The organism is Gottfriedia sp. NPDC057991 (assembly GCF_042886615.1).
GTDB lineage: Bacteria > Bacillota > Bacilli > Bacillales > Bacillaceae_G > Gottfriedia.
Genome location: NZ_JBHVQN010000002.1, coordinates 70,335 through 96,182, shown reverse-complemented (window position 1 = coordinate 96,182; position 25,848 = coordinate 70,335). Strand labels below are relative to the sequence as shown.

At 32.4% G+C, this 25,848-nt stretch carries 24 protein-coding genes; 13 read left to right on the top strand and 11 right to left on the bottom strand.

From position 1 onward, the window contains the following. Window positions 1-167 precede the first annotated feature (167 nt). Window positions 168-1,670 carry an alpha-amylase family glycosyl hydrolase gene (locus ACFVR2_RS08200; protein ID WP_387360624.1) on the bottom strand — a complete coding sequence of 501 codons (1,503 nt, stop codon included), beginning with the start codon at window positions 1,668-1,670 and terminating at the stop codon, window positions 168-170. 216 nt (window positions 1,671-1,886) lie between these two features. Here ACFVR2_RS08200 and ACFVR2_RS08195 point away from each other — a divergent pair, with 216 nt between their 5' ends. From ACFVR2_RS08195 to ACFVR2_RS08185, 3 genes are all read left to right on the top strand, one after another. Next, entirely contained in the window at window positions 1,887-3,659 is a 1,773-nt protein-coding gene (locus ACFVR2_RS08195) for a glycoside hydrolase family 13 protein (RefSeq protein WP_387360622.1), read from the top strand. A gap of 761 nt (window positions 3,660-4,420) precedes the next feature. Further along, window positions 4,421-5,647, top strand: a complete 1,227-nt coding sequence (locus ACFVR2_RS08190) for an ammonium transporter (protein ID WP_387361723.1) — start codon at window positions 4,421-4,423, stop codon at window positions 5,645-5,647. Between the two features lie 12 nt (window positions 5,648-5,659). After that, a complete protein-coding gene (locus ACFVR2_RS08185; RefSeq protein WP_387360620.1) occupies window positions 5,660-6,022 on the top strand; it encodes a P-II family nitrogen regulator in 363 nt (120 codons plus the stop codon). A gap of 469 nt (window positions 6,023-6,491) precedes the next feature. Here ACFVR2_RS08185 and asnB read toward each other — a convergent pair whose 3' ends face one another. Continuing rightward, window positions 6,492-8,339: an asparagine synthase (glutamine-hydrolyzing) gene (asnB, locus tag ACFVR2_RS08180; RefSeq protein WP_387360618.1), complete on the bottom strand. Its 1,848-nt coding sequence runs from the start codon at window positions 8,337-8,339 to the stop codon at window positions 6,492-6,494. A gap of 438 nt (window positions 8,340-8,777) precedes the next feature. On the opposite strand from asnB, the gene ACFVR2_RS08175 reads away from it, so the two are divergent. Next, the gene (locus ACFVR2_RS08175) at window positions 8,778-9,341 is read left to right on the top strand and encodes a DUF2777 family protein (protein ID WP_387360616.1); all 564 of its coding nucleotides are present in this window, start codon (window positions 8,778-8,780) and stop codon (window positions 9,339-9,341) included. 41 nt (window positions 9,342-9,382) lie between these two features. On the opposite strand, the gene ACFVR2_RS08170 is transcribed toward ACFVR2_RS08175, so the two are convergent. Continuing rightward, entirely contained in the window at window positions 9,383-9,757 is a 375-nt protein-coding gene (locus ACFVR2_RS08170) for a DUF1516 family protein (protein ID WP_098427745.1), read from the bottom strand. Window positions 9,758-10,221: 464 nt separating this feature from the next. Between ACFVR2_RS08170 and ACFVR2_RS08165 the strand changes: the two genes are divergently transcribed. The 7 genes from ACFVR2_RS08165 (at window position 10,222) to ACFVR2_RS08135 (ending at window position 12,718) form a co-directional block, all read left to right on the top strand. Continuing rightward, window positions 10,222-10,377, top strand: coding sequence for an aspartyl-phosphate phosphatase Spo0E family protein (locus ACFVR2_RS08165; RefSeq protein WP_088012099.1), 156 nt, complete (start codon window positions 10,222-10,224; stop codon window positions 10,375-10,377). Window positions 10,378-10,581: 204 nt separating this feature from the next. Next, window positions 10,582-10,803 (top strand): spore germination protein, encoded by a 222-nt coding sequence (locus ACFVR2_RS08160; RefSeq protein WP_098427746.1) that lies wholly within the window; start codon window positions 10,582-10,584, stop codon window positions 10,801-10,803. Between the two features lie 13 nt (window positions 10,804-10,816). After that, window positions 10,817-11,014, top strand: a complete 198-nt coding sequence (locus tag ACFVR2_RS08155) for a spore germination protein GerPB (RefSeq protein WP_098844317.1) — start codon at window positions 10,817-10,819, stop codon at window positions 11,012-11,014. Window positions 11,015-11,051: 37 nt separating this feature from the next. Beyond that, window positions 11,052-11,663: a spore germination protein GerPC gene (gene gerPC / locus ACFVR2_RS08150; RefSeq protein ID WP_387360613.1), complete on the top strand. Its 612-nt coding sequence runs from the start codon at window positions 11,052-11,054 to the stop codon at window positions 11,661-11,663. Next, window positions 11,660-11,836 carry a hypothetical protein gene (locus ACFVR2_RS08145; protein WP_056473579.1) on the top strand — a complete coding sequence of 59 codons (177 nt, stop codon included), beginning with the start codon at window positions 11,660-11,662 and terminating at the stop codon, window positions 11,834-11,836. The genes gerPC and ACFVR2_RS08145 overlap by 4 nt, the downstream gene beginning before the upstream one ends. Next, the gene (locus ACFVR2_RS08140; RefSeq protein WP_387360611.1) at window positions 11,836-12,486 is read left to right on the top strand and encodes a spore germination protein GerPE; all 651 of its coding nucleotides are present in this window, start codon (window positions 11,836-11,838) and stop codon (window positions 12,484-12,486) included. The genes ACFVR2_RS08145 and ACFVR2_RS08140 overlap by 1 nt, the downstream gene beginning before the upstream one ends. A gap of 16 nt (window positions 12,487-12,502) precedes the next feature. Further along, the gene (locus ACFVR2_RS08135) at window positions 12,503-12,718 is read left to right on the top strand and encodes a spore germination protein (protein ID WP_335407552.1); all 216 of its coding nucleotides are present in this window, start codon (window positions 12,503-12,505) and stop codon (window positions 12,716-12,718) included. 38 nt (window positions 12,719-12,756) lie between these two features. On the opposite strand, the gene addA is transcribed toward ACFVR2_RS08135, so the two are convergent. The 8 genes from addA to ACFVR2_RS08095 all read right to left on the bottom strand — a co-directional run bounded on the left by addA (window position 12,757) and on the right by ACFVR2_RS08095 (window position 24,905). Continuing rightward, complete coding sequence (addA, locus tag ACFVR2_RS08130; protein WP_387360609.1) at window positions 12,757-16,494, bottom strand: helicase-exonuclease AddAB subunit AddA; 3,738 nt, start codon at window positions 16,492-16,494, stop codon at window positions 12,757-12,759. Then, the gene (addB, locus tag ACFVR2_RS08125; protein ID WP_387360607.1) at window positions 16,487-19,993 is read right to left on the bottom strand and encodes a helicase-exonuclease AddAB subunit AddB; all 3,507 of its coding nucleotides are present in this window, start codon (window positions 19,991-19,993) and stop codon (window positions 16,487-16,489) included. Before addB ends, addA begins: the two co-directional genes overlap by 8 nt. 141 nt (window positions 19,994-20,134) lie before the next feature. Next, on the bottom strand, window positions 20,135-20,686 hold the full coding sequence (gene lepB, locus ACFVR2_RS08120; protein ID WP_335407548.1) for a signal peptidase I: 552 nt from the start codon (window positions 20,684-20,686) through the stop codon (window positions 20,135-20,137). 33 nt (window positions 20,687-20,719) lie between these two features. After that, window positions 20,720-21,361, bottom strand: a complete 642-nt coding sequence (locus tag ACFVR2_RS08115) for a TVP38/TMEM64 family protein (RefSeq protein ID WP_387360605.1) — start codon at window positions 21,359-21,361, stop codon at window positions 20,720-20,722. An 830-nt stretch (window positions 21,362-22,191) separates the two neighbouring features. Continuing rightward, window positions 22,192-22,563, bottom strand: coding sequence for a hypothetical protein (locus ACFVR2_RS08110; RefSeq protein WP_107900123.1), 372 nt, complete (start codon window positions 22,561-22,563; stop codon window positions 22,192-22,194). Window positions 22,564-22,578: 15 nt separating this feature from the next. Continuing rightward, window positions 22,579-23,097, bottom strand: a complete 519-nt coding sequence (locus ACFVR2_RS08105) for an acyl-CoA thioesterase (protein ID WP_107900124.1) — start codon at window positions 23,095-23,097, stop codon at window positions 22,579-22,581. A 245-nt stretch (window positions 23,098-23,342) separates the two neighbouring features. Further along, complete coding sequence (gene cidR, locus ACFVR2_RS08100; protein WP_387360602.1) at window positions 23,343-24,239, bottom strand: cidABC operon transcriptional activator CidR; 897 nt, start codon at window positions 24,237-24,239, stop codon at window positions 23,343-23,345. Window positions 24,240-24,380: 141 nt separating this feature from the next. Beyond that, entirely contained in the window at window positions 24,381-24,905 is a 525-nt protein-coding gene (locus tag ACFVR2_RS08095; RefSeq protein WP_387360600.1) for a hypothetical protein, read from the bottom strand. 295 nt (window positions 24,906-25,200) lie between these two features. Between ACFVR2_RS08095 and ACFVR2_RS08090 the strand changes: the two genes are divergently transcribed. Both ACFVR2_RS08090 and ACFVR2_RS08085 read left to right on the top strand, forming a co-directional pair. Continuing rightward, entirely contained in the window at window positions 25,201-25,446 is a 246-nt protein-coding gene (locus tag ACFVR2_RS08090; protein ID WP_335538550.1) for a spore gernimation protein GerQ, read from the top strand. 16 nt (window positions 25,447-25,462) lie between these two features. Further along, the gene (locus ACFVR2_RS08085; protein ID WP_387360597.1) at window positions 25,463-25,831 is read left to right on the top strand and encodes a spore coat protein; all 369 of its coding nucleotides are present in this window, start codon (window positions 25,463-25,465) and stop codon (window positions 25,829-25,831) included. Window positions 25,832-25,848 lie beyond the last annotated feature (17 nt).

Here is a 25,848-nt window from a genome sequence, read left to right as displayed (position 1 = left end):
TCTATTTAAAAGATTATTGATTCTTGATAAAATCCACATCTTCCTCACAAGTCGATGTCCCGTTAATTTTACTGGAATCTAGTGGATTAAATCTTTTACTAATTTGCTTAGAATACTAAAAAAGACAGCAATCATTTCAAGTATTCTAAGCTTAGGCAAACTAGTATTTATTTCACTTCATTATTACGTCTTCTTGCAAACCATAAAAAGATGATAAACGCAACAAAAATAGATGGAATTGCAATAATCACTCCAATGTTTAAACTAGTTTTAGGTGCAACTGCATAAACATTTGAAGATTCTCTTTTAAGGACTATATCAAATCCTTTTTTATTTGGACGAACCAAATCATCATTTAACATCCCTCTTAATTCATTAGATTTTTTAACGACATCAAAATCTAAATGAACCTTTTGATCAAGAGAAGTATTATTTATTGCAACGATCGTAGTTTCATCATTATAATGTCTCTTAATTAAAGTCATACCTTTAGAATCATCATAAAGCACTTCAAAATCCCCTTCAGAAAGAGACGGTAAAGTTCTTCTTAATTCAGTCAGTTTTTTTATATATTTTGAAAAATCTTCATCCGTACGGAAATCCATTCCTTTTCGATTATCAGGGATGTTTCCACCATTTAGTGCAATTTCTGTCCCATAATACGTCAATGGGATTCCTGGTGTTGTAAATAAATAAGCAAGTGCCAACTTTAATCTTGAAGGTGGATACTGCCCTTTTGATACAGCTATTGAGACAAAGCGCTTAGTCATTTCATCATCTAAATAGTTAATCATTAATGTCGAGCCTAACTGCTTACTTAAATCCGCTTGTTGCTTCATTATGTCAGTTAATGATTGATTTTGTGAAGAAAATGTATTTGCTAAATCGGCTACTGAATCAACATTATAAATTCCATTAAAACCTAAATTTTTATATTTATTTAGATCTATATCACTTGAATCATTTAAATCAGCAAATAAAATGAAATTTGGATTTTTCTTTTTTATTTCTTTGTTAAATGATTCCCAAAATGAAACAGGTACATTATTTACTTCTTGTAAATTATATCCGTCAAAATTAGCTTGATCCATCCAATACTTAGCTGTTTCGATTAAGTAATTGGCTACTTCATTGTTTTCTTGATTAAAGTCAGGTAACCCATTTATCCATTTCTTTTCTGAACTTGTACTATTTTCAGGATTAAACCAATCCGTTTTTTTAGCAAGTTCACTATTTGGCGAAGCATTATTTGTAACAAAATCAATATAAACTTTTATTTTACGTTTATGCGCTTCTTTAACTAACTTCTTAAGTTCTTTATTTGTTCCGAACCTTGGATCAATTTTTCTAAAATTAACGACTGAGAATCCATCATATGAATTTAAGTCATTCTCAAAAATAGGTGAAATCGAAATAGCATTATATCCAAAATCCTTAAGATAATCTAATTTTTGGGTAATACCATCTAAATCCCCACCCTGAGATTTATTTAAATCTTTCGGGTCTGTATTTTTATCATTCATAGGATTACCATCAAAAAAACGATCAACTAAAATTCGATAAATCATTTCTTTGTTTAGATCTGTTGTATTTTTTTCTGCAAAACTAATACTTGGTAATGTACTAAAAAATAGTACAGACGCTAGTATTAATAAACCAAATCGCCTCATTTTTTCTCCCCCTGCAAGACACTCGCATGTACATAAATTTCACTCTCTACATTATTTTGCAAAATATTACAATGAAATTCAAATGTTAATTTAAATTTCATAAAAATGGAAGCGATTGCACACACTATTTAATTATACTGTTACTAAATTAGATAGCAAGTTAATTCCTTAAAGACATTTATAATAACATTTTACTAAAAAATAAAGGGTGGGATCATGCAAATTGAATCAATATATCATCAGCCATATGATCATTATGCTTTTTCAATAGATGATAAAACCTATCGGTTAAGAATTCGAACAAAAAAAGGTGATTGCACAGAAATTATTTTTTATTTCGGAGATCCATTCAAATTTAATGATTCAGGTTGGCAAATAGAATCATCACTCTCCATGTATCTTGCATTTTCCACAGAACTTTTTGACTACTGGGAAGTAAATGTTATCCCTCCAAATAAACGAATGAAATATCAATTTCTTTTAAAAAATGAGCAAGATTCTCGATTTTATGGTGAGGGTGGATTTTCAAACAATTTTAATCCCAATGATCAGTCGAACTGTTTTACATTGCCATTTCTTCATAAAAATAATTTAATATCACCTCCAAGTTGGATTAATGGTACGATTTGGTATCAAATTTTCCCCGATCGTTTTGCTAGTGGAAATAACAAGAATAATCCTAAAAATTCTACTCCATGGGGCTCTACTCTCCCAACGAGTTCAAGCTATTTTGGTGGTGATTTAGAAGGTGTTATTCAAAAAATAGATTATCTTAAAAATTTAGGAATATCCGGAATTTATTTAACTCCTATTTTTGAAGCAAATTCAAATCATAAATATAATACAATTAATTATTTTAGAATAGATCCTACTTTTGGAGATGAAAAAGTCTTAAAAACATTAATCGAAAAATGTCATGAAAATAATATTCGAGTAATGCTTGATGCAGTATTTAACCATACAAGTGCATCCTTTCCCCCATTTCAGGATGCCTTGCAAAACGGAAGGCAATCCGCCTTTTTTGAGTGGTTTCACTTTTTTAAAGATGAACAAAACAATGCAGCATATGAAACTTTTTCTTTTGTAAAGGAAATGCCAAAACTAAATACAGAAAATAAAGAAGTACAGAATTTTTTAATCGAAATAGGTTCTTATTGGATAAAAGAATTTAATATAGATGGTTGGCGTTTAGATGTAGCAAACGAAATCGATCATTATTTTTGGAAACTATTTAATAAAAAAATGAAGGAACTAAAAAATGATTTATTTATTGTAGGTGAGATTTGGCACCATGCAATGCCTTGGCTAAGAGGTGACGAATTCGATTCTGTTATGAATTATCCTCTTATGCAATCACTTTTTGCTTATTTCGGTTATCAATCGATTTCAAAGATACAATTTCAATATTCGATTAACGATTTAATTGCTCAGTACCCATTACCTGTAATCAAAGCACTCTTCAATGTATTAGGTTCACATGATACACCAAGAATACTGACACAATGTAATCAAAATGAAAAAAGAATGATACTATTATATGTCTTTTTATTTACTTTCTTTGGAACTCCTTGTATCTACTACGGAGATGAAATTGGTCTACAAGGTGGAAATGACCCTGAATGCCGAAGCTGTATGCTTTGGGACAAATCACAATATAACTTAAGTATCTTTGATTCAATCAAAAAATTGATTTCTATAAGAAAAAAGTACCCAGTTTTAGAAAATGACGGTGAGTTTAATTGGGTACAAACTGACCAACCTGACATTGTTATGTATGAAAGGAAAAATAATCAATTTCATTTTTTAATCTTAATTAATAACTCAAGCGAAAAACAGTCAGTTAAAGTACCAATAAATTTAGGTAAGAAAAGAATTACAAATGTATGGAATGGCGAACAGTTTGCAACTGAATCTGATTCAATTGGTGTTGATCTACTAGAAACTGACTTTTTAATTTTACAAATTGAAGATACAGACTCATTTACGTGAGTCTGTATTTTTACGTTGTTGAAAAACAACCTTGTCAATTAAACTACCAAATTTTCGCAAAAGGAGTATAGTGATGTTGATTTCCACTACAGGATGCTCGCTTTCCATGGGGCGAGATTCTTTTGCCTCCTCGGCAAGCCTGCGGGGTCTCAGCCTTCCCGCTTATCCCATAGGAGTCGAGCACCCCTTTTGTTCCAATCAACTTATTCTTAAAAAAAGTCTGCATTAAATCCTAATCAAATAGCCTTTACTTAGAGAAACCTAACAGTTATTTATTAATCAGTTCGTTGGTCAATTAATATCGAACATTAATTAAACTAATCAATTGAATTTGTTTTTCTAAAAGTTAGCTCATAATTTTTCAACTTCTGAAAAAAAACATTTCTAGTGTTATTGGAATCATAAATTGCTCAAACAAATTAACATTTAAAACCATTATTTATCATCCAAAAAATGATAATTTCATCATTAAAAATGTTCATTTAATTTCCGTTTTCCCTATTGACCAATTTATATTTCAACACTCTGAAGATACAGACTCATATAATTTGAGTCTGTATTTTTATTCACTCATTTACGTAACGTTAGATTTTCTAACAAATTAGATGTATGTTAGCGTTTTCATAATTATTTTATATATTTTTTTGGATTTTTCGTGAAATTATTATTGAATTTTGCATATATTCTGAATATGATAACTTATATAACATTCAATGTTATAAAAACTAACATTAAAGAAATGGGGAATGAAGATGAATAGTATTCAAGCTGCGGATAGTGTATTTCTTTTTATTTCAACTGTTTTAGTCATGATCATGACACCTGGTTTAGCACTTTTTTACGGCGGTATGGTTAAAAGTAAAAACGTTTTAAGCACCACAATGCATAGCTATTCTGCCCTGGCAATTGTATCAATCCAGTGGGTGTTAATTGGTTACTCTTTAGCATTCGGTCCAGATTTTCATCATTTGATTGGTAACTTTTCTTGGGCAGCATTAAAGGATGTTGGTTTTACTCCAAATGAAAACTACAGCGCAACAGTCCCTCATAATCTTTTCATGATGTTCCAGCTAATGTTTGCAATTTTAACTCCTGCTCTTATCTCAGGTGCCTTCGCTGAGCGCATGAAATTTTCAGCGTTTCTATTATTCACTCTTTTATGGACAACATTTGTTTACGATCCATTAGCTCACTGGGTTTGGGGCGTGGATGGCTGGCTTCGTAATCTAGGTGCTTTAGACTTTGCTGGCGGAACAGTTGTCCATATTTCCTCCGGTGTTTCAGGTTTAGTTCTGGCTCTACTTCTTGGTAAAAGACGAGATTTCGGATCTACATCACCTCATCATTTACCACTAACTGTTTTAGGCGCTGGACTATTATGGTTTGGATGGTTCGGATTTAATGTTGGTAGTGCTTTAACATTAAATGATGTGGCATTAACTGCATTCATTAATACAAATACTGCAGCTGCTGCAGCTTCAGTTGCTTGGGTGCTTGTGGAATGGTACGTAAATAAAAAACCGACTATTTTAGGTGGAGTTAGTGGTGCCGTAGCTGGATTAGTTGCAATTACACCTGCTTGCGGATTCGTCACTCCCCTCTCTTCAATCGTGATTGGATTTTTAGGTGGCGTCATATGCTTTTTAGCAGTAACATACTTAAAATACAAATTCGGATATGATGATGCTTTAGACGCATTCGGTTGTCACGGAATCGGAGGGACATGGGGAGCTATTGCAACAGGATTATTCGCCACAAAATCAGTAAATAGTGCTGGTGCAAACGGACTTTTTTACGGTGACATATCACTTCTTTGGAAACAACTACTTGCTATCGGAGCAACCTATCTTTTTGCAGGAGTTATTACTTTTTTAATTGTAAAAGTTATAGGCTTTTTCATCAGCATACGCGTCGATCAAGAGGAAGAAAACCTTGGCCTTGACTTAAGCATTCATGGAGAAAAAGCATATCACGACGCAAGTATTTAAGGAGGGATAAAAATGACTGCAAAATTAACGAAAATTGAAATCATTACTCGGCCAGATAAATTTGATGTATTAAAAGATGCCCTTTCAAAAGTAGGGATCACAGGAATGACCGTAACGAACGTTTTAGGATGCGGAATGCAATCAGGTTATACGGAAGTGTATCGAGGAAAAAAACGAACGATCAATCTACATGAAAAAATTAAAGTTGAAATAGTCGTATGTGACGTACCTGTTCAAGCCATAATCGATGAAGCAAAAAGAGTTTTAAAAACAGGAAAACCTGGAGATGGAAAAATATTTGTATACCCTATCGAAAACGCGATTAAAATCCGCACTGGGGAAGAAGGAAGAGACGCATTACAAAACGATTATTAGAATTTTAAAGCCTAGTCGTTCTATATGACTAGGTTTTTTATTTGTTAGTTCACGATTTTCATATGAGTAACCACTACTCCAAGGATTTTGTAGATGTGATTGGTGACCAAAATTTTTATTGAATATAAGATTTTTTTGCGAAAAGTGCATTGATTTTTAATATAGGTATTTGCTTTCAATCTGTTTCTTGCAATTTTCCATTGAAATCTTATTAAAGACTAAATGAAATTTATGTTTATTTGCAGTTACGGGCTTTTTAATTGCACTTATCACGTTTTTAATTGCACTTTCTGACTTTTTATTTGCAGCTCTCCCCTTTTATTTGCACTTTCAAGCTTTTTATTTGCAGTTATCATGTTTTTAATTGAACTTTCCGACTTTTTATTTGCAGTTCCACGTTTGGCTCTGCTCTAGCTTCTTTATTTAATCAAAAACAAAAAAAAGAGGTGAAAAAGATCACCCCTATACTTTAAGCTTTCACATTAATATTGAATTTTTTAAACCAAACATGAATTTGATATAAATGAGCAAGTAATTGAGGTCCAGACATTAATTGTCCGTACCATGGAACTTGAAATGCTTTTCCTTCACTTTCAACTAAACTATTTAATTGCTCTTTATCGAGAAACTCGTAAAGAGCTGAGCTTTTATCTTTTAAAGCTTCTTTTAATTTTTGAACAACTAATTTTGTATAAACTGGATTATGTGTCTTTGGATATGGGCTTTTTTTGCGGTATAGGATATCATCTGGTAACAGACCTTCAAGTGACTTTCTTAAGATACCTTTTTCGCGATCACCATACATTTTAAGCTCCCAAGGGATATTCCATACATATTCGACAAGTCGGTGATCTGCAAAAGGAACACGCACTTCAAGACTTGCTCCCATACTCATTCGATCTTTTCGATCTAATAATTGCGCCATAAACCATTGACGATTTAAATAAAACAGTTGTCTTCTTTTAGCTTCTAATGGACTTTCACCTTCAAGGATTGGCGTTTCTTTTACAGTCTCGTTGTATCGATCTTGAACGTACTGAGTTAAATTCAGCTTTTTACTCCATTCGTCTTTTAAAAGCTTTTGACGAAGTTCTGTTGATCTCATCCAAGGAAACGCTGGTCTATTCAAGTCATCTTCTCGGTGAAACCAAGGATATCCACCAAAAATTTCATCAGCACATTCTCCAGATAAACCTACTACAAAGTTCTGTTTAATTTTTTGGCAAAACCATAATAATGAAGAATCGACATCTGCCATACCTGGAAGATCACGACACTCTGTAGCCTCGTCTAAATATTGAACCAGTTCTTCGTTTGTAATGACACATCTTTGATGATTCGTATTAAATGTTGAAGACATTAACTCAATCCAAGGTGCATCTGAATTTGGTTGGAATACACTTGATGTGAAGTATTTATCATTTTCCTCATAATCGATTGAATAGGTGGTTAATTGCCCTTTTCCTTCTTTAGCGTAATGATTTGCAGCGATGGCTGTAATCGCACTAGAATCCACTCCACCTGATAAAAACGTACATAAAGGCACATCAGAAACCAATTGTCTTACGATTGCATCTTCAACATAAAAACGTACTTTTTCAATGGTTTCAGCAACTGAATCCGTGTGTATATCACTTTTAACATCCCAATATTTCCATATTTTTAGTCCATTTCTTGAGAATGTCATAGCATGACCACCACGGAGTTCTTTAATTCCATCAAAAACACCATTTCCAGGCGTACGAGATGGACCAAGTCCAAATACTTCCGAGAGCCCTTCTTCAGTTAATTCAGCCTTTACTCCAGGGTTTGCTAAAATTGCCTTTACTTCTGAAGCGAATAATAATCTTTTATAATCTTCTTTATAAAATAGCGGTTTAACACCTAAACGATCTCTTGCAATGAACAAACTTTCCTTTTCTTCATCCCAGATTGCAAAAGCAAATATTCCATTAAATTTGTCTACACAAGCTTCCTTCCACTCAATATAGCTTGTAAGTAGAACCTCAGTATCTGAATGCCCTTGAAACGTGTAGCCTCTTTTTAAAAGTTCTTTTCTAATATCCTCTGTATTATACAACTCACCATTGTAGCAAAGCGTATACGTGAAGTTACCTTTCGTTTTACGCATCGGTTGTTTTCCACCTAATGGATCGACCACAACTAATCTTTTGTGGCCAAAACTACAATGATTCGACGTCCAAATATTCGTATCATCTGGACCTCGTTTAGACAATGTTTCAGCCATTTTTTTTGTCTCTGAATTTACATTGGATAAATTCTTTTGAAAATCTGCCCACCCAGTTATCCCGCACATGTTTTTTTCTCCTTTCTGGGCTATTTCCCTATAAAACTAAAGTTAATTCTATATCGTATTATTGTTTTTAAAAATAGGTGCATTAATCCTCAAAAAAAGTTGGTAACTTATCATTATTTGTCCATACGTTTTTTAAATTTTTGCATAGTTATAAAATAGTTAAGTTATGTCAATAAATGAAAAAAGTAGCAGCTTTATTAAAATCGAAATAAACGCAGCTAGCATGATTTATAAATCCTAATACCGGTCGGAAAATAGAGTAAAATTTTTAATTCATTTAAAACAATATTCGAGATTCAAAAAAAGGTTCGAACGAAAAAAAGATTCTATTAGATACTTAATTTTATGATTCAATAAAATGTCCAAATCACTACTTTTCACCTGAACCTATGTAAATAAACAATGAACAGCAGAACGCTTGTAACTGGAGGTTACTTAATGCAATTTAAGCACCGATCACAATTATTTCAAAAGCAACCTCGCGCTTTCACTATTGGAGCAATTGAAGAAATAAATGATGAATGGGTCTTTTTCGATGATGAAACTGATGAGGCATTTTTACTTGAGGATCTTATCGATGAAGATTTTGAAGTTTCTATAAATAAAGAGTGGGTTCCTGCTTCTTTAAAAAATAGTAATTTTCTTATTCAGTATTCAAAAAAGAAAAAATTACAAAATGGCGATATCCTTCGTATTCAAAGAAAGCTTTTATATAGCTTCGATTCACTCTTAAAAAATTTGAGCGATGAATCATTTTACACTTTAGCTTACCTACTAAACACACATAGTTTTTCCCTATACGATTGCTTGTACTGTCATAACTTCCTTTCATTTCAACCTGAAGGTTCACCTACAGAAGGAGTAAATTTCATCGTATTTGATAATGGAGAACTTGTTTGTTCAGTATATCACCAATTTAGGATTTCATCTGAAGAACAAAACCATCGATTTGAACTTACGAAAGCAACAGGTAACCGCTACCTATTAACACAGCTTTCATAAATACAAAAAACTGCCACAAGAAAATTGTGACAGTTTTTTTATTAAGCAAAGAAGTGAAAACCTTGTGGTAATCTAAATCCTAAATATAATAAAGCTAAAATAAATACTGTAAAAATAGTTGCAGGAACAACCATTTTACGGTGTTTCTTAGAAGACACTGTGAAATATTCAAACACACCTAACATAAGAATACCAAGTGTCATTTTTACGTTATAAAGCATCATCATATTAGACGGCATATTTTCTTTATTAGAAATATGAATAAATAAATACAGTCCAGTTCCTAAAATAACGAAGTATAAAAGACGTAAAATCATATGAGCAACTTTTACATTCCAACCATTTTTGTATCCATGCCCAACAATTAAAGCTAAAATAATAGCGATTACCCACGATGTAATATGTAAGTGAATCATTTCATTTCCTCCCAAATATATATTCTAAATAATCATAACATAAGTGCTTGAATAAGGAAAAATGTAGATGAAATGGAAATGGAAAAGATTTTAAAAAATTCACAAATTGTTCAAAATATAAGCTATGATTTTATACCTATTAATCGTTATTAAATGCATGACAAAATATTCATTTTTAAAAATCATAAATTATATTAATCTAGGATTGTAATCTACTGTCGAAAATAAATTCAATATCATCTATAGCTCCTTACAATTCGACACTTCGTATAGTTTATCCTACAAAAACCTTTCAATTTCCACTATCCCAAGATGGAATGCAGATGAATATTGTAGTATTTTGTAAGTTTTACACTTCTTTTAGCGAATGTCTTCTCATATGAAAATGATTTTGTATAATAGCATTACATACATCGTGAGACCTAGACATAATTCCCTATTCTTGAACAAAGTTGGTGACTAAATTGCTGCTTCATGTTATAGAGAAAAAACGGGCCCGAATGGTATATTATGCGGGACGATATGGCTTTACGAACAAGAAAACAGTTTTATGTAGCCAGGAATTGGACAGGCTCATGAATATGATCTCGACCTTTACCTCTTCTAAAAGGAGAGCCTAATAGCTAGCTTGCGATTAGTTTATTCTAATTGCAGCTAGTATTTTTTTTATAGAATAAGAGATCTCATCTCTTTTTTATTCCCCTTCCCCCCTTTTCTTCCTATTATAAAAATTAATACTTCTTAACAATACATAGTCTACAATCACGTTTTAGGTTAAATGGCCATATAATACATAATCATAAAAGAACAAAGGGTGTGCAGTCATGCCTGCTTATGTTGGAGTAATAAATATTGTCAGTATCGGTAGCAGTGCTGTAGTTAACGTGGGTGACGCATATAATATCATACCTAAAAGTAATGCTCAAACTTATGCCGGTGCTGGTTCGTTTAATACAGGTGATAATGTAACAGTTTATAACAATAAAAGTATTTCGACCGTATATGATCAAGATCAAGTGGATCAACCAATGGTTGGCAACATGTAAAGGAGGGTGTCGTTTGAATATATATATACATCAAACAATTATTATTAATCAGCTCAAAACTGGTGGGATCGTAAACTCATCTGTTTTTCAAATTGGAACAACAGGAAATATAAATGCAAGAACGGTAACGAATAATACTGGAGATTATTTAGAACCAGCACCACCAATTACTGAACCAGGTCAAATCGTTCAAACTTCGCAAGAAACATAATTTTATTCCTGTAGCAAATTGAAAGCGAGGGAATTCTATGAATCAACTTGAAATAAGACAGACTCAAATTGAGCAATTACTATATGAGCAGTCCCAAATAATTGAAGAATTAAAAGCTAAAATAGCTCAACTTGAGGTTACTGTTATTGAACTTTCTCAAAGACCTGAGACAAAAATTGATAAAATCGAATATAAATTTGACCAATTAAAAGTAGAAAATTTAAATGGTACGTTAACAATCGGGCTGAATCCTCTTCAAGCCCCAACATTCGATGATTTAACAGTGGAAAACCAACAAATTGATATTAAACCTGACAATCATATGAAAGCTTTGAAATCATATATAGAAGACCGAATCCATTTCCATTTAAAGGAAGAAGCACTAGAAACCATTCTCCAATTAGAAACAGAGCTTAGAGTGGCAGTAGATGATTATTATCGTCAAATGATGATCGATGATATTCGAAATCAAATGGATATCAGGATTCCTTACTATATTGATTTATATAAGAATAAACCAAACTTCGCTGATAATCCGCTACGATATTCTGAAGAAGTCGTTTTACACATGTTAAGAGATATTCGAACTGCCTATAGTGCCTTTTTACAAAACTTACCTCATAATATCGGAAAGGAGAATAAAGGATGAATTTAAATGTAACAAATTGTAATTTACAAGTAGAAGAAATAAAATTTACGGCTATTTCATCATCTTCATTATTTATAATTGGAGATGCTCATAATATTTCACTATCCTCTATATTTGACACACCACCAGAATCGTTAATTGTAGGACCTTTTGTACCTTTATCTGTAAGCTAATGTTTAAAATCGATCCAAGATTTCGTTTAGCCGCCTTAGAAAGTTACAATGTAAATACAGTACTATTTTCAAGCGTTTTGCAGTTTGGGGATGCATTATCAATGAATGCAGAGTCAAATGCTCTCGCGCTACAGGAACAAGGAAACGTATTAGCTAAACCAGGAAAAGATGTTTTTGAAACTTATCCTCTTTATAAAGTAATGCCAAAACATCTTCCTTATGTTCCGAACGTGAATTTAAATCGAGTGAATCTTAACCCTACAATCCAAGTTGGTTCAGTTAATTATAATGGTATAAGCTCAGCCAGCGCTTCCGTTATTGGCTCAATTTATAATGCTTTTATGATATCACGAGTACATCAAATACGGCATTTTACCACACCACCTACATTACACTACCAAACTCCGGGCGTTCATACACAGCCTACTTTTGCTCAGTTAATGCAACCACTCATGTCACATCCAATGCAGCCAGTTCAATCAGATGTACTTGTTCAACCTACATTTGCAGTTTCGCCAGCAGTAACGGCACACGCTGTAGTACCAGTAGCACCTGTAGTTCCGGTACACACAGTAGTACCAACTGTGCCTACAGTACCTGTAGTGCCAGCACGAAAACAAGAACCATCAGAACCAAAATTAACAGAATAAGAAAGGAGAATACTTCATGCCAACATTTCTTGGTGCAATCGTGATCACAAGCAATGAAGGAAATATAAATACAGGAGATCTTAATAATATCTCACCAAAAACAAACACAAAATCATATTTCGGATCAGGTTCAGGTAATACTGGGTTTATCCCAGCAACAATAAGCGGTGCAAGTGCCACTAATACTGTAGATGCCGATTTAGTGGATCAAAATGAAATCGCAACTCTATAATTTAAAAAGAAAAGCGATGCAAACAGCATCGCTTTTTTCTATAACTCTACAATATGACCACCATCGAAAAAGTAAAGATATTTAGCTTTAACCTTTTTATCCATACCCGCTTCAATTGCCTTTGAATAAAGATCGAGCTGAACACCATATCTTCTAATTGCTTCTTGCTTCAAGGCATCGCTTGTTGCAAATGCACCAGTTCGATCGGTTTTATAATCAATTAAGATAACCTCGTCGCCATCAATTAAAAGTAAGTCAATGATCCCTTGGATTAATACGACTTCCTCATCATCTTCCCAATCTTTATAAATTTCATTTGTTGAAACACCATAACTAAAAGGTACTTCGCGCAGATTTTGATTTGAATTTGTCACTAATTGACCAAGATCTGACTGACAGAATTCAAAAATCTCCAAGCTATTTACAGCTTCCCCTTGCTCTTGGGTAATTAATTCTTTTAAAACCATACTATTTATCTGATTTATTATGCCTTCATGAGATGAAACAAATTGATAATCTAAATTTTGCATAACAGCATGGGTAGCAGTTCCTTTTTCAGCTGAGTTCATTTTTTGTTCTGACATAAATTTCGGTCTTTCAAGTGGAAAATCTTTTGTTTTAGTCGCTGTAAAACTTTGACTATATGGATCCTCCTCTTGCATTTTTCTTTTTAATTCTGTAACAGATTGTTTTGGTCGATATAGAGTTGATTGACTATGATGATATTGCCAGTTTAATTGATTCTCTAGTTTTTCATGGAGCTCATCATGATTAATTTGTATCGGTTCCTTTAACTGAAAAGCTTGAAATACTTCAACTTTATTATTTTCTACTTCCTCAGCTTCCAATGATTGAATTGTAGAAGCATCTACAATAGAATAATTCCAGCGACATGGGTAGAACTGAATTTCATTTTTTGTGTGCCACAAATCATCTTCGAGTCTAATTGCATTACTAGAATCGTGACGAATGATCGAAGGACCAATCCAATCAAGATAACTTTTAGCACCACTAATAACGTTTAATGGCAAAAGCCACTCTTTATGGTTTTCAACTTCCTTCCAACTTTCAATCTTTTTTTGTGCATCATTTACTTTACCTACTAAAATAAGCTTTTCTCTTGCACGAGTTAATGCAACATAAAGAATTCGTAACTCCTCCGAAATTAACTCTTCTTGTTCCTTGCGCTTGATTGTTTCCTTCAAAAGAGTTGAATTAGTCGTACGATACGCAGGATGTACAAAATTCATACCTAGACCTAATTCCTTTTGTAAAATGAATTTTGCCCTTAAATCCTGCATATTAAATTGCTTAGAAGTATTCACGACAAACACGACAGGAAACTCTAATCCCTTACTTTTATGGATTGTCATCATTTGTACGACATTTTCTTGATCACTTAAAATACGAACCTCATCTAGCTTTTCATCTCTTTCTTGCATACGATCTAAAAATCTTAAAAACTGAAATAGACTTCTATAATTTGATTCTTCTAATGCTTTAGCACGATCAAATATCGTAATTAAATTTGCTTGCCTTTGTTTACCGCCTGGTAAGCCTCCGACAAAGTCATAGTATGTAGATTCCTTTAATACCTTCCAAATAAAGATCGAAAGTGTCTCCCTTTTAACGAGTCGTTTCCATTCCTTTATTTGTGCAAAGAAATTTACTAATTTAATTGAAAGTTGTTTATGACGGTTTTCATAATTATTTAGATAATCTTGGCATGCATCATAAAAGGATCCATTTTTATGATTTAGTCTAATCATCGTTAATTCCGGTTCCGAAAGACCTACAATTGGAGAACGTAAGACAGATGCAAGCGGAATATCTTGAATCGTATTATCGATTAGCTTTAATAAATTTAAAAAGACGGCAACTTCAATTGTTTGAAATAAGTCCTTTGATTTCTCAGCATATAGCGGTATACCTAACGCTTTGCATTCTTCTATATACAAATCAGCATTCGATAATGAACGACCTAAAATAGCAATATCATTATATTTTACTGGTCTCATTTCTCCAGACTTTTCCGTTACTAAATATTCACTTTCAACTAAATCCTTTATTCTTCTCGCTACGTACCTTGCCTCTATTTGTTCAAGCTTTTCTTCAACAAGATCATCATCTTCTTGTTCACTGTACCCAGGCTCATTTTCATCTTCATCCGAATTCGTTAGTAAGATTAATTCAGCAGCGCAATCTGAGTATTCAGGATAGCTCGCACCTAGCTTTAACATCGCATCTTCATCATACTCAATTCCACCAATTTCTCTTCCCATGATTTGTTGAAAAATAAAATTGGTTGCATCTAATACTTCCGCTCTACTTCTAAAGTTTTTAGATAAATCGATTCTCAAGCCAGTTCTTTCATTTTTCTCTTTTTCATATAAATTGTATTTATTTATAAATAGCTGTGGTTCTGCTAATCGAAAGCGATAGATTGATTGCTTAACGTCTCCAACCATAAAAAGATTACCAGAAGCTCCCGTGCCTTTTGTGATTAATCTTAAAATCGATTCTTGTACATAGTTCGTATCTTGGTATTCATCAACTAACACTTCACTAAACTTTTCTTGGTAAACTCTCGCAACTGACGAAGGTAATAAATCTTCTTCGTTTTTTTCCTTTAAAATTTCAAGTGCATAATGTTCTAAATCATTGAAATCTAAAATTCCATCTTCTAATTTTGCTTGTTTAAATAACACGATAAAACGATTAACAAGTTCAATTAACTTTTCAACTAAAGGCTTTAATTCACTTATTTGTTTTAATTGAAGGTCAATACTTCGACTAAAATACTTATCTCTTATATCATCAATCTTCTTTTTAACATCTTTACGGAAATTCGCTACTAATTCCTTTTTCTGTTGATCTCCCTCTGTCTTTTTAATCGTTGGCAATCGATTAAATCCTATTTTTTGTAGACCAACATTAATTTCTTCCCATGATTTTTCTGAAGCATGGAATAAACATTCTAAATTACAATATTCCTCTTTAAACACATCAGCATACTTAATTGGGCCATCAGGACTTTCTATTATTTCTAATGCTTGTTTATAAGTGTTTATACAAGCAATCATATCATTTTGAATAAATTTCTTAAGCTCTTGAATAAAAGGAATCTCATCAACTGGTTTACCCACTACATTATATTGATGAATGAACGCATTTAAAAACTCACTTGGGTTTGGGTTAGAAATTGCATGACGATATAGCTTTAATATTAATTTTGGTAAATCATTATCATCTCGATCGCTAGTATATCGATCAACTAAATCAAAGAAGACTATATTAGATTCATCACTGTATTCTGACTCCATCAACTCTTCTAACACTTCATCCATCAGTAATTGAATCTCAATTTCTTCTGCAGTACGGAAGTTCGGATCTAGTTCTACCATATAGTAATTTGATCGAATGACCTCAGTACAAAAAGAGTGAATAGTTGAGATTGAAGCTTTATTTAACAAAGAAGCTTGTTTCCTTAAATGATCAGATTCAGGATTATTTACAAGTTGTTTCTCTAATGCAATCCCTATCCTTTCTTTCATTTCCTGGGCACTTGCTTTTGTAAAAGTAACAACTAGTAATTCATCAACATTTATTGGATTTTCATCGCGAATGATTTTTTGAATAATTCGTTCAACAAGAACAGCCGTCTTTCCAGAACCAGCGGCAGCGGCTACAAGAATATCTGACCCTTCAAAATCGATCGCTTTTTGCTGGTCGACAGTCCATGTTGTTTTACTTGCGTTATTTTCTTCTTTACTCATCTTTATTCACCACCTCTATCATTTTTTGCAATGCTTCGATATCTTCTAAAGGAGGTAGAACACGATATTCATTTCCTTTTACATTTGCATCAAATTGACATACTGATTGGTACGAGCAATATGTACATGGTATTTTATCCTTTTGCTGATATGGATTTGCTTCTACAAAACCGTTGTATATTTGCTGACCAGCTTCAGTAAATTTTTGCTTTATATAATTCGTCATCATTGGGTATTGTTCAGGCTTTACCGTTTTTGAATATTTTGCCATGTACTCTCCGGTTTTTTTAAGCCTAATTGGCACAATTTTTGAAGAGCTTCCGTCTTGAATTAATGCTTCATCCATTAACGTATTACTTTCACGATCTTCTAATAGTAATCCATTCATTTTAAACTTTTTAAAGATTTCATCCTGAATTTCATCGAATTCGATATTATTTTTAACTTTAACAATCGGATTTTGAACATGGAAATAAAGAATACCAGCCGGGTCGGCGTGTTTTCCAAGTAAAGTTGTTGAATTTGCTACAGCTATATCTAAATAAGTTAATAACTGTAAAGCAAGTCCATAGTAAACATCTGATAACTTTAATTCCTTTTTCGTTGATTTATAATCCAAAATTCGTAAGTAATCGCCTTTTTCACTTGTTGCTTTATCAATTCGGTCAATTCGGCCATTTAATACCATTCTTCTCTTTCCATCAATCGGAAGTTCATAAGAATTCAACTGTTTACCCATACCAAATGGTACTTCTAAAGCAACAGGGACGAATTTACCTGCATGTTCTTGTTGACTTAAAATTGAGGATACTTTAGCAATAACATCCTTCATTTTTTTCTTTAAAAACATATATCGATTCGTACTTAGTAAAATCTCACGTTGAAACTTTGGAGAGATTTCATCTACTACTTTTGCTGCTAATTCATCACATTCTGAATTCGTTAAACTACTCCAGCTTTTCCCTGCCTGTAAAAGATTCTCTCCAATAATTGTTAAAGCACTATGGAATAATTGACCCATATCAAATGATTCAAACTTATAGATTTCACGTTCTTGTAGCTTTAGTCCATAACGTGCAAAATGGGCATATGCGCATTGATGGAAAAGCTCAATTCGTGATACCGATCCACTCAATTCTTCCCCATATAATTCTGTACTTAAATCTTCTCCAAGATCTTTCGCAATATTGTTATACATTACGCTACTTATCACTTTATACAGTTTATCTTTTGAATCAGGATTTTCTCGTAAAACATTATATAGCACCCACCATAAATCCATATTCGTTTCAGTTTCCCTAGTCGACCAAACTTGAAGCTGAGACACTAAATTCGTTAATGCTGTACCATAATTTGTAATAGATGTTAGCTGTTCTTCTACGGAACTAAATGTTAAGTCTCCACTTTCAAATCGTTGTTGTATATTTGGAAAAATCGATTTTATCCTTTGGATGAGACTTGATGGGGCAAGACTTTTCCCATCATCACTTGCTAACGGATAACTAATAATTAACTCATGACTTGCTCGGTTAATTCCAGTATAGATATTAAAATTTTCTACAAATAATTGGTGCTTACTTGTTGGTGCTACTTCCACTCCAAATGATTGTAAAAACTCTCGGGCAGTATCACCTAATAAACCGTCTTCATTAGCCTTCCTTGGAATAACGCCTTCAGTTACACCAATGATATAAGCACACTTTACATTTTGTAATCTCGAATGATCAAAATCAGCTATGTTTACTTGATCTAATGATGCAGGAACATTCGCAAATTGAAGTGATTGAAAACCAGTTTGAAGAATTTCAAAAAATGTTTTACGTGAAAGCTTTTCTTCTCCAATTAATTCAACGCATTCATCTAAAAGTTGAATAAACCCTTTCCAAACTTGCTCATGATCTTTGCTTTCAATTAAATTGGATCGATTTTCAGCATCATCCTTTAAACGTTGGAGCTTCCTTGAAATATCCAGTGATTCAACAAATTCATATAATGCTACACACATTTCTCTCGCATTTTTTGCTTGCTTTAGATTGCTTTGGAATGTAAGAATTGGCTTTACTAATAAATCTCTTACTGAATTGATTAATGCCTCGAATTCTAACTCTTCGTTTGTTATCCCTCTATCAATACCATCAGTTGAGCGATACTTTCGATACTTCCATGGCTCTTCAATCGTCCACCTTTTCCCTTGCTTTCCATACGCTATACAATAATTCTCAAATAACTCAAGCTGTTCACGATTCTGATCACGATTACTTTCAAATGGGTAAACTAATTCCGTTTTATATGCATTGAAAACTGATTCATATCTCCAATTTTTTTGAATGATATCGAAAGTAGCTTGTAAAAACGTAAATAATGGATGCGTTAGCATTGAACGCTTTTCTTCTATGAAAATGGGTATTTCATACGCATGAAAAATAGTTGAAATCAAATGTGAATATGAATCTCCATTTCTTAAGAAAATTGCTATATCACGATATCGGTATCCTTGATCACGTACCTTATTAATAATGTCTTTCGCAATCCCATTAACTTCAGCTCGACGATTAGATGCCGACATAATCTTAATTCCATCTGATTCAAACGAAGGCTTAACTGGTCTGTTATCAAAATTCGTTTCGAAATACTTCAAATCATTCGATTGATTTCTAAAGTTATGATGACAAATAGCAGGTTGCTCTATTGTTTGCTTTGTATTTAAAGCAATCTCTTTAATTTGTTGATATAGAAGCGCTGGTTTATAAAATAGATTTAATTCATGTGGTAAAAAATCATCATATGGTCGGTCGATTGTTAAAGAGAAATTCACCTCACTACAGTATCTTATTAGCTCCTCAACTACATTTCGCTCTTGAGGTGCCAAGTCATAATATCCATCTATATAAATAATACTGTCTTTTATATAATCACTTTTAGGTAATTCTTGAATCAACAAATTTAAATAGTCTTCCGAATCAAGATACTTATCTTTCATATATGTATTAAAAGCATCAAACACTATTTGAATATCATTTATCTTTTGTTGGATAAAGATATGATCCTTTGATGAATTTTGCTCCATTTGTAAAATAACGGAAGATAATTCATCTGAAGAAACTTGAAAACCTTTAAACTCAGCAATAAGACCTGTTAGTTCCTTATAAAATCCTTGTCGATCAGCAACGTGATGAAATACTTTCAATTCTTCTTTCTTTTCTTCAATAATCTTTCGAAGAATCATAGAAATCCCAATTTCACCAATATGAATCCGACTGATTCCACCCGTTTCTTGTAAAACCTTCCAAGCTAATCGAGTAAAACTAAAAACTTGGGAATTAATAATTGCCTTCTTTTCCTGCCTTCTAACTAATTCATATTCCATCTGAAAGGTCATTTGATCAGGTACAATAAAGATGATGTTTTTTGCTTCATTCTTTAATCTATCTGTAATTTCATTTAAAATATAATGCGTTTTTCCACTTCCTGCACGTCCTAATATAAATTGAAACGACATAAACTAACTCCCTCCTTAATGTATTAGAATATTGTTTTTGGTAATAAGTGTTTTGTTGTTTTTCACTTCACGGACTCGTTTTATATTACAATCTAACAGTGTTTAAATGTTTAATTAATAAGAAAAGCCCCCATAAGGAGCTTATTTGTTAAAATTCGTATTCAAACTTGAAAGTGGCCAATAAAGTAGGTCGACCTTCCCTACAATTTTATCAATTTTTACAAATCCAAACAAACGACTGTCATAACTTTTTGGTCGATTGTCCCCTTCAACAAAAACATAACCTGGTGGAACTTTCGTTTTACCTGTAACTTCGTTTAAATTAAAATCAGGTGTAAAAGCTGTTCCTTTTAAAGAACTCTTGTAATCATTTAAATATGGTTCATTCCATTTTTTATCGTTAACATAAAGCTGATCATCTTTATATTCAATTGAATCTCCAGGTAAACCAATCACACGCTTAACATAATCTTCTTTCTTATTTGCATGAAATACAATTACGTCAAATCTGTTAATATCACCAATTTCATATCCAAATTTATTTATAACTAGTAAGTTTCCATCCTTTAATGTTGGCATCATAGATTCCCCATCAACTACATATGTAGAAAATAAGAACGTTCTTACAATAAAAGCAATTGCAATCCCAATAATGATCGCTTTTCCCCAGTCAAATACTTCTTTTCTTAGCATAAAGTTGCTCTCTCCCTTTTGAGTAATAATGCTTTATTGCTCATCAGATGATTGAGGCGCACTCTTTTTCTCTGTTGTATTTTCTTTGATGTCCATACGTTTCTCAATCACTTTTCCAACAATCCATAATACGAATATAAAAATTCCTATGTACAATGCTTTAATTGGGTTTTGAAACACTGAAGTTAAATCTTTCCCTAAATAACTAATCATCGCAATCATAGTAAACTTCCCAAGTACTAATGCGATTAGAAATTGCGATATTTTAATGCGTGACAAACCAGCTACAATATTTATTAAAAAAGATGGTGAAAACGGAAATGCAAACATAATAAAAATTGGGCCAAATCCCCTTTTTTCAATCCACCCTATTGATGATTCTACTTTCTTATGCTTACTTACAAATGAAAAAAATCGTTTCTGACCAAATTTTCTAACAACATAGAATAGTAAAATGGAACCTAAGCAAGAACCAATCCATGAATATAAAAAACCTAATAAAGGCCCAAATGCTGCAGCATTAGCAAATACAAAAATGACTAAAGGTAAAATTGGACAGATTGCTTCAATAAAAGGGATTGATATTCCAACTAATGGACCATAGTCTTTGTACTGTTGAATGAGATGTAAAAAATGTTCTTCTGTAAAAAAAGCCTTTAAGTCAAAAACGTTCATTTAAATATGAATCTCTCCTTAAGCCATATTTCTAAATAGATATCCTTACTGTTAACATTATCACATATAACTATTTATTCAATAATAATAAATGATTCTCTCTAGTATTTTTTGTAATAATTTGACTGTTGATCTTATAAATATTTTTTTACTAATTTGTTCCTAATGATGCTTAATGAAATTCTAATAAACTGTTTTTAAATAAATAAAAAACTACTTCATTGAGTGGCAAAGTAGTTTCGTGTATTACAAAGTCCTAAAAGCTTGATTTCCAGACTGAAGTTGTCAAATAAATAAGTAATTTCTTGAAAAATTTAGAAGAAGTTTCAAAAAAATGCAAATAAAATATTGGCTCACGTTCTTCAACTAAAGCACGCGTTCGTATTATAAGGTCAACCAGTTAAATTTCTGGTTGACCATTTTTTATATGGTTTTATGATTAAAGTAGTCGGGGCAGAACGAAGCTTGCGTGGGGCTTAGACCCCGTCAACTAAACAGTTCACCCCCTACTTATAGAAACATGCTTTGGGCTGGTTGGGACAGGGATTCCGCATAACAAGCGAATGCCATTAGTGCAATAAAAAATAGACTACCTTATGATATTATCCCCTTATAGTGACACTCAAAAAAGCCTATAAAGTCCATTTTTAAACTTAAGATAGTAAAGAAGGTAAGTCAAAGATGCCTTGAATCGATTTTCATATTATTAAAGCAAAAAAAAAGAAGCAAAAATCATGAAAATGATTCCTACTTCTTTAAATAGGAGAGATGCAAAATTTATTTTAAAATACAACATAATAGTTGTATAGTAAAAGCTTAGAAGTCTAAATTTATTTAATGCTGGAAGAACCTAATAATGATTCAGGTTTCATATCCAGTGCTAAAAGGCTAATTTTTGAGTAACCTGTATTTTTATTTTCAGAAAAAGTACGTTTCAATTCTTGGAAATTAGGATCATTTAATAAGTTTTTTAATTCTTTTTTATACAATTTTAGAACTGAATCTTCCACGAATTTTGGCGTATATTGACTTGGATCTTCATCCATAATTAAACATCCTAGAAAATGGTATTTAAATTGAAATGCACGAGTAAGATTAACCATATATAATAGTTTTTCAAAAAGGTTAGGGTATTCAAATTTTAATTTTTCAAGGGTTTCTTTAGTGGTTTTTAATTCATCTATACTAGATAAAGTAATCATTAATTGTTCCTCCTCTTATTTGTCCCAAGGTTTATCTAAAGAAATATACTCAGCTAATTCTTTACTTTTTTGTCTTCTTAATTTACGCATTTCTGCTCTTTCTTTGCCTGTTTTGTAGAGGAATTTTTCTTCTTCTGTCTCTGGTATAATACTTGGAACTTCAACTGGTCGTTTATTTTCATCTAAAGCTACAAAAGTCAGAAATGCAGTAGCAGCAATTAGTCGCTCACCATTTATCATATCTTCTGCGATAACTTTACAAAAAATTTCCATTGAGCTTTTACCTGTATATGTTACAAACGATTCGACACAGACTGAGTCAGTTTGATGAATTGGGCACAAGAAATCGATATGGTCAGTAGAAGCAGTGACGCATTCCTTTACACGAGAATGTCTACGGGCAGATAGAGTTGCCGCGTCATCAAGCTTTTTCATTAAAACTCCACCGAACAGAGTATTATAGTTATTTAAATCGCATGATAATACTTGTGCGGTATTAATAATACGACTCTCTTTCACTTTTTTTGCTTCCATTTTTAACTTCCTTTCATGTTTGGAATCTAAATGTAAAAATACCTTCCACATCATTTAAAGGTTGTTGTTCCATATACAAAGTTTACGTCTGGATGTAGTGGAAGTAAAATGGTTAGTTTTCATCATTATTATAACTTTTATCTATGTAAATGCTTTCAATTATGCCGTTTGTAAATAATTGAATAGTTAGAAAAAAAGACGGTTCAATTAAAATGAACCGTCTTTTTAAGTATAGGTCATATAAATTAGTTTTTTAAAATTCCTTTTTTGAGTTGCTCGATCGTGAACTTCAACCATTCTTTTGCAGCATAGGAGAAATACTGATTATTCCCCCAAATAATTCCTAAGTTCCAACTAATTGAAGGATTAGTTACTTTAACAGATTTAACATTTTCGTTTAAATTATTGCAAATACTTTCAGGCAAAAGTGAAATTCCAAGTTTGGAAGCCACCATTTCTTCAATAAAAGATTGCTGAGAACTTTCAGATATTATGTGTGGATTAAAACCTACGTTGTTACAAGAAAGTATAATTCGATCATTTAAAACAAAGTCCTTATTAAACAAGATAAAAGATTCATTAGCTAATTCTGATAATTCAACTTCATCTCTTATTGCTAATGGGTGTGATGGGTGAAGGATAAGCTTTAGGTCCTCTTCCATAAAAGAATAATGGTCGAAAATGTCATTTTTAGTAGGAAGAACAATGATACCAACATCAAGTAACTTGTTGCCTACATCTTCTTCTATTTTCTTTGAACCATCTTCTACTAATTGAAACGTAATCCCTGGATACTTTTCATGAAAATTCCCAACAATCTTTAGAAAAAAATGAGCATTAAAAATTGGTGGCAACCCAATACGAATATGTCCCTTTTTTAATCCTGTAAGATTGTCCAATTCCGTTTTTAAATTATTAAATGCTTTGTCAATTAATGTTGCTTGCTCTAATATAATTTCCCCTGCATCGGTCAATGTTAATTGCTTACTAGAGCGATCAATTAAAGCAACTCCTAACTCTGTCTCAAGGTTCTTAATCATTTTACTAATTGTCGGTTGAGTGATAAATAAATGGTCTGCTGCTCGGGAAAAACTATTAAATTTAGACACCTCAATAAAATATTGTAAATGTTTGATATCCAATTTTGTACACCTGCTTGTGGCTATATTTAGTTAATTTCTTTAACTCTATTTTAATTGATAAAAGTATATCCTTTTTTAATAAAATGGCCCTTTATACTACGATTGAAGGCAATGAAGCCAATGTTTCAACCATATAGCCAATTACTCATAAACACATCTAAAGGTATGGAGTGGGTTTGTTATAAGACCTTTCATTAATTGCACATTTTCGTGCATATGCTGAATTTCAAAACAAAAATATCCAAATGCTATATCTTCTTCTTTTAATACCATTTCTAATTTTGCAATGACCATCATTTTGGGCAGAATTTCTTTTAAATCTTTATATTTCTCAAGTGCATTTTTATAAGAATTTACATCGTTTTTTCTACATAATGGATATAATATTGCACCTAGCCTCAAATCAGTAAGTGCTCTCTGTTTATCTACTGAATCAAGACATTCTAAATAAAACATATATTCTCCGAATTCAATTTGCATATTCAATTGTTCATTTATATAGAATGGCGTAATTCTAATGTAATCAGTAGTTGAATCAGAACTAATGATTTTATCTAATATACAATTTAAATCCGTTATGGTCGGATAGTATCGGTACTTCCCTTTATAGTAGGCAGTACTATTGTATATTATTTCGTTAATCTTTCCTTTGTTTCTCTTTAACATTATTCTCCACCTACTATTAGTAATTTTAACTACATATATTTTATCATTTCTAATTCAACTAATCTGCCAGTTACTCCATTAAATAAAGCCGCGATAGCGACTCGTGATCTTGTTCAACTAACGCTCTCGTTAGTTAAATAAGGATAAGGAACTATTTATTACAAATGATACGTTATTTTGTCATCTAAATTTGCTATCAATTACCCTCTTAAAAAAACTATTAAAGAATGATTCATTGTATATTTGGAACAATACCTATGTATTTGTATAGTTAGACAAATAGGAGGGGACCAAAATGGATATTCAAAAATTAGCCGATCATGAATCATTGGATCTACATGAAGTTATTAATTTCAAAACCCTTTGCTTAGCGAAATCAAAACTAATGCAAGGACTGGTATTTGATGATGATTTGAGAGCATTAATGCAAAAAGATGTTGAACAATCTATGCAAGCGCTTGGAGAATTACAGGCAATTTATCAACGTGCACCTTTTGAAGCTCCAGTTCCTCAAAACCGGCCAACGCCAATAATTAATTGAAAAGGAGTCAAATGCATTGAACCATGACTATTTAGACCCTATAAACTCGTTACACGTACCAGAGCTAGCAGATACCACATTTGCGATGGATTTACTTCTTCGTGCTAAAGAAGGTGTTCGCAATATTGCGGTCGCATTAACGGAGTCAGCATCACCTGATGTTAGAACGCTCTTACGAAACCATTTGATGCAAGGAATTGCCATGCACCAAGAAATTACAGAACTAATGATTAGTAAAAAATGGTTCCATCCATACGAACTAAGTGAACAATATCAATTAGACCAACTCTCTGCTAACAATACATTGATGATTGGCAAAATGAATCTATTTCCTGTTGATAACAATAGAAAAGGTATGTTTGACCGGACACCTGATGAACATTAACACTGGAGGCTGTATAG